General features: G+C 76.4%; 5 protein-coding genes. 3 read left to right on the forward strand and 2 right to left on the reverse strand.

Annotated elements, in window-relative coordinates; genetic code table 11:
• A partial coding sequence (locus tag VE546_RS19670) for a L,D-transpeptidase family protein (protein WP_324924139.1) occupies positions 1–796 on the forward strand: 796 nt, incomplete at its 5' end.
• A gap of 239 nt (positions 797–1,035) precedes the next feature.
• Here the strand turns inward: VE546_RS19670 and VE546_RS19675 are convergent.
• Positions 1,036–2,256, reverse strand: a complete 1,221-nt coding sequence (locus tag VE546_RS19675) for a hypothetical protein (protein ID WP_324924141.1) — start codon at positions 2,254–2,256, stop codon at positions 1,036–1,038.
• A complete protein-coding gene (locus VE546_RS19680) occupies positions 2,253–2,897 on the reverse strand; it encodes an RNA polymerase sigma factor (RefSeq protein WP_324924143.1) in 645 nt (214 codons plus the stop codon). The genes VE546_RS19675 and VE546_RS19680 overlap by 4 nt, the downstream gene beginning before the upstream one ends.
• Before the next feature lie 555 nt (positions 2,898–3,452).
• On the opposite strand from VE546_RS19680, the gene VE546_RS19685 reads away from it, so the two are divergent.
• Both VE546_RS19685 and VE546_RS19690 read left to right on the forward strand, forming a co-directional pair.
• Positions 3,453–4,085, forward strand: a complete 633-nt coding sequence (locus VE546_RS19685; RefSeq protein ID WP_324924145.1) for an RNA polymerase sigma factor — start codon at positions 3,453–3,455, stop codon at positions 4,083–4,085.
• Between the two features lie 35 nt (positions 4,086–4,120).
• Complete coding sequence (locus VE546_RS19690) at positions 4,121–5,236, forward strand: hypothetical protein (RefSeq protein ID WP_324924147.1); 1,116 nt, start codon at positions 4,121–4,123, stop codon at positions 5,234–5,236.
• The last annotated feature ends 115 nt before the right edge of the window (positions 5,237–5,351 follow it).

Raw genomic sequence — 5,351 nt, forward strand, 5'->3', positions numbered from 1 at the left:
GGCGCCGACGGCACCGGTCGCGCCGTCCGCGGACGCCCCCGCGCCGCCCGCCGCTTCCGCGCCCGCCCCGCCGGCGTCCGCGGGCACCGGGCGGACGGCATCACCGGCCGTTCCGCCGGCCGCCCCTCCGGCGCCCGCGCCGCCCACGGCCTCCCGGCCGGCCGCGCCCCCGCCGATGCTGCGGGAGGGCGCGCACGGGCCGAAGGTCCGCGAGCTCCAGGCGCGGCTGCGCCAGGCGGGGCACTTCGCCCTCAACCCGACCGGCTACTACGGGTCGATCACCGCCGGGGCCGTCTCCGCCTTCCAGCGGTGGCAGGGCCTGCCGGCCGGCGGCCAGGTCACGGCCGCCACCTGGACGGCGCTGACGGCGCGGACGACGGCGCCCACGCACCTGGAGCTGTACCCGACGACCACCCGGCCGCTCCCCGAGCCCGACCCGCGGTGCCTGACGGGCCGGGTGCTGTGCATCAGCAAGGAGAGCAGGACGCTGGCCTGGATGATCGACGGCACGGTCGTGTCGGCCATGGACGTTCGCTTCGGCTCGCAGCTCACCCCGACCCGGGAGGGCGAGTTCGCCGTCACCTTCAAGAGCCGCGACCACCACTCCACGCTCTACGACACCCCGATGCCGTACGCGATGTTCTTCAGCGGCGGCCAGGCGGTGCACTACTCCGCGGACTTCGCCGCCAACGGCTACAACGGGGCCTCGCACGGCTGCGTCAACGTGCGGGACGAGAAGAGGATCGCCGCCCTCTTCGGCCAGGTGAGGCCGGGCGACAAGGTGGTCGTCCACTGACCGCCCCGGCGTCCGGGGCGCCCCGCCCGGCGACGGGAGGGGCGGGTGGATGAGAAGCGGCGCGGGCGGGGCCGGGGGAACGTGCCCCGCCCGCGCCTACGCGCATCCCGCAGGTACGGGGGGAACCTTGGGTGGCGCGCTCGCCGATGACCAGTCGGCTCGTTCTGTACTGCGTCAGTGGCTCGAAAAGTGTCACACCTACCGGTCACACGCCGGTCGTGGCGCCTCGGAAGGCGTCTTCAGGAGCCGGAACCGGCGGAGGCGGATGGCTGGGAACCGACCGTTCCGGTGGGCTCGGGGAGGGGTTCCCCGCCGTCCGGGCCGCCGCCGGAACCGGTCGGCTCCGGCTCCGGCTCCGTGTCGGCCGGGAAGGCGTTGCCGTCCTCGGCGTCGTCGGGGACCGCGTCGCCGCCCTCGTCGGGGACCGCGTCGCCCCCCTCGCCGCCGTCGTCGCCCCGCCCGCCCGTGGGAGGACCGGCCGGGTCGTCGGGCGGGCCCGCGGTGCCGCCGGAGGAGCCGCCGCCCGTACCGCCGCCCGAGGAGTCACCCGTACCGCCGCCCGTGCCGCCGCCGGAGGAGGGGTTGCCGGTGGCGGGATCCCCGCCGTTGCCCGTGCCGCCGCCGGTGTCCGGGTGGCGGCGGCAGAAGTCCTCGACCTTGTTCGGACCGCCCGCGGCGCGCTCCAGCTCCGCGCGGTCGGCCCCGCTCAGCTCGTCGTCCCGGTGCTTGCCGCACAGCGCCGCCTCGGCCGGCGTCCCGGTGCCGGAGGAGCCGCCGGCCGGGTCCCCGGCCCCGTCGCCGCCCGTGGTGCCCGCCCCGGAGGAACCGTCGTCCGCGGTGCGGTCGCCGGAACCGGCGTCGGCGGGGGCGCCGTCGCCCGTCCCTCCCGGACCGCCGCGCACCCCGTCGCCCGGCCCGTCCTCCCGTCCGTCCTCGCCGGACGGGGTGCCGGTGCCGCCGGAGAGGTGCCGGAAGGAGTCCTCGCCCCCGGACGCGGACGACACGCTCGACACCGGGGTGGGCACGCCGCTCCCCCCGCCGAACGGCCGCGGCAGCACCCCGGCGCCCGCCGCGACGGCGACGCCGCCCAGCACGCAGCCGGTGAGCCCCACGGCGAGTCCCGCCCGCAGGGGGCGGCCGTACGATCCGGCCCACGGCATCCGCCGGGCGGGGCGCGGTCCGGTGGCGCCGGCGGCCCGGGCCTCGGCGCGCGCCGCCCGGAACGCCGCCAGCGCGGCGGCCTCCCCGGGCAGCTCACCGGTGTCGTCACGGGCGCCGGAGGCGGGCGTACGGCCGGTCGTGGCGGCGGCCGTACGGACGGCGGCGAGTTCGCCGAGGGCCTCGGCCAGCGCCGCCAGACGGGCGGCGTCCCGCGCGGAGGGGCTGTTGACGGGCCCGCCGCGCAGCAGACGCTCCGCAGCCTCCTCGTCCAGCCAGCTGTACCGGTCGTCGGCCCTCACGTTTCCCTCAGCGTCCGTCTGGCCTTTTCCGTCACACCGCGCGCCACACCCGTGCGCGGCGCGGGCACCCCGTCGCCCGCCCCCTCCTCGCTCTCCAGCATCTCCGCGAGCTTCCGCAGGCCCCGGTGCGCGGCGGTCCGTACGGCGCCCGGCCGTTTGCCGAGCACCTTGGCCGCGCCCTTGGCGTCCAGCCCGACCACCACGCGCAGCACGACCGCCTCGGCCTGGTCGCGCGGCAGCCGGGAGATCAGGGCCATGGTGTGCCCGGTGCCGATCGCCTCGAGCGCCTCGTCGACGGTGTCGGAGCCGGCGGGCAGCACGGCCAGCTCGGTCTCGTCGTCCACGGAGCTGGAGGCGGGCCGCCGTCCCCGCGCCCGGATGTGGTCCAGCGCGCGGTTGCGGGCGATCCGCGCCGTCCAGCCGCGGAAGCGGTCGGCGTCGCCGTCGAAACGATCCAGGTCACGGGCGATCTGCAACCACGCCTCGGAGGTGACGTCCTCGGCGTCCGCCTCCGGGACCAGCGTCCGTACGTACCCCAGCAGGCGAGGGTGTACGGCGCGGTAGACGGTGCGGAAGGCGCATTCGTCCCCCTCTCGCGCCGCTCGCACCGCTGCGGTGAGTTCCGCGTCTTCCCCCTGCACGCCTTCGTCCTGCCCCACTTCGCGATGTAGCGCCTGGCCGCGCTCCTGGCCGAGCGCGGTCTCGCCATGATGCTTCGATCTGCGTCGATGCGAAGCAGCACGCTACGACCTAGTGTGCTCTCCCGTCCATGCGGACGGGTCGGTAGTTGCGGAGAAGGCAACTGCGGGGGGAAGCGGGGGAGGGCCCGGGGAGGGGCCGCGGAGGTCCTGCGGAGGCTCGGCGGAGAGGGCCCGTGGCGCCGGAGTAACAGATTTCGGAGCCGCGACGCTGATGTGGGTAACGGGCCTCGCTCGGCGCGGCGGCCCGTACTCGACGACGGCCGGGGTCTCTCCTGTGGGGGGTGGCGACCCCGGCCGTCTTCGCACCTCGGCGCATGTTCCCGGCCGCCCTCCCGGCCCCTTCCGGGCCGTCCTCCCGGGCCTCTCCGTCCCGGCCGCCGGAGGGCGGGGCGGACGCCCGGAGCGGGCCGGCCCTCACGTCCACATCGCGTCAACTGTCACCCAGTCTCCGGCTTGTGTCGACGCGTCACGCACGGTCGTGGAAGGATCACGCCCGTGAGCAATGCGGCGGACGGCGTCGGCGAGTGTGTCCCCCCGGAGCCCACCGGGGATCTGAGCGCTGCGGTCCTCGGCGCGCAGCGGGGTGACGAGGCGGCCTTCCGCGCCGTCTACCGCGCCCTCACCCCCGAACTCCTCCGCTACGCGGCCGTGATCGTCGGCCAGGACGCCGAGGACGTGGTGGCCGAGACGTGGTTACAGATCGCGCGGGACCTGCTGCGCTTCGAGGGGGACGGCGCCGCGTTCCGCCGATTCGCGCTGGCGGTGACGCGCAACCGGGCACGCGACCTCCTGCGTCGCAGGAGGAGGCGGGTGCAGGAGATCACCGTACCGACCGAGGAACTGCCCGAACCGCGTACGTCGGGCGTCCCCGGCGCAGGGAGCGCACTGGACACGGCGGAGGTGGCCGGGGCAAAACTGTCGACGCGTGAGATCGTCTCTCTCATCGCCACCCTGCCGGGGCCGCAGGCCGAGGCGGTACTGCTGCGGGTGGTCCTGGACATGGACACGAGGAGCACGGCCGAAATCCTCGGCAAGCGGCCGGGGGCGGTGGCCATGGCGCTGTCACGCGGTCTGAAGAAACTGGCCCGGCTGGTGGAACGGCCCGAGGCAACGGCGGTACGGAGGTGAACGACCCGATGCGGGACGGGGAGGAAGGTGCCCGTGTGGACGAGGCCGTACTGCGCCGCCTGATCGCCGAAGGCTCCAGAGGCGGTGCGGGGCGCCGGGGCGGTCCGGCCGACCTGCCGTCGGCCGAGAGCCTCCGTGCCCTCGCGGCCGCCTTCAACTCCATGGTGACGCTGCCGGAGGGCGGCGAGTTCAAGGGCGAGGAGGCGGCGGTGGCGGCGTTCCGGGCCGCCCGCGACGAGCGGGCCGCCCCCGCCACCGGCCTCCGGGGACGGTTCGCCCGCCTGGCGCGGCGTCTGGGCCGGACGCGTACGGGGGCGCTCGGCGTGGTCGTGGCCGCCGTCCTCGGCAGCGGGGTGGCGGTGGCCTCCGGCGGCGTCTTCTTCCTTCCCCGGGAGGACCCGGGCGGGACGTCCGGCACCTCCCCGGCACCGGGCACCTCCCCCTCCCCCTCCTTTCCCGCCCCCAACAACCCCACGGCGGCGGAGTCCGGTACGGCGAGCCCGCACCCGGACTCCTCCGGGGACCCGTCGCGGCTGGCCGCGCTGTGCCGGTCCCGCCTGGAGGAGCGGGGCGGCGCGCCGCAGAAGGCGCTGGTCGCCGCGGCGGGCGGCAGGCACCGGGTCGACGCCTACTGCGCGGCGCTCCTGGACACTCCGACGCCTCCCGGGAAGGACGGCCCCGGGAACGGCCGGGGGCCGGGCGGCGACCCCGGCCAGGGCAAGGGAGACAACGGCCGGGGCAACGAAGGCAACGGAAACGGCAACGGCGGCGGCCAGGACAACGGCAACAGCGGCAACAGCGGCAACCAGGGCAACGGCAACGGCGGCGACCAGAGCGGCAACCAGGACAACGGAAACCAGGGCGGCGGCAACCAGGGCAACGGCCAGGACAACGGAAACCAGGGGCACTCCGGACAGGGCAACGGCGGCAATCAGGGCAGCGGCAACGGCGGCCGGGACGACGGGAACGGCAACGGCGGCAACCGAGGCAACGGCAACCAGGGCGACCGGGGCAACGCAAACCAGGGCAACGGAAACCAGGGCAACGGAAACGGCAACGGCCACCAGGACGGCGGCCGGGCCCGGAACGCCGTCCAGCCCGGCGCGCCCCACCACCCCCACACGCCCCACGGCCACGGCAGCCGCCCCTGACCGGCCCGGTCCGGTCCGGTCCGCCCCGGGAGGGTCCACCGGGCGGAACGGGGAACGTCACGCCCGCCGCCCGATCCCCCGCGGTGTGCCGCACGCGGCCCGCGTACTGCCCCGG

Origin of the sequence: Streptomyces sp., from assembly GCF_035644915.1 — a bacterium.
Taxonomy (GTDB): domain Bacteria; phylum Actinomycetota; class Actinomycetes; order Streptomycetales; family Streptomycetaceae; genus Streptomyces.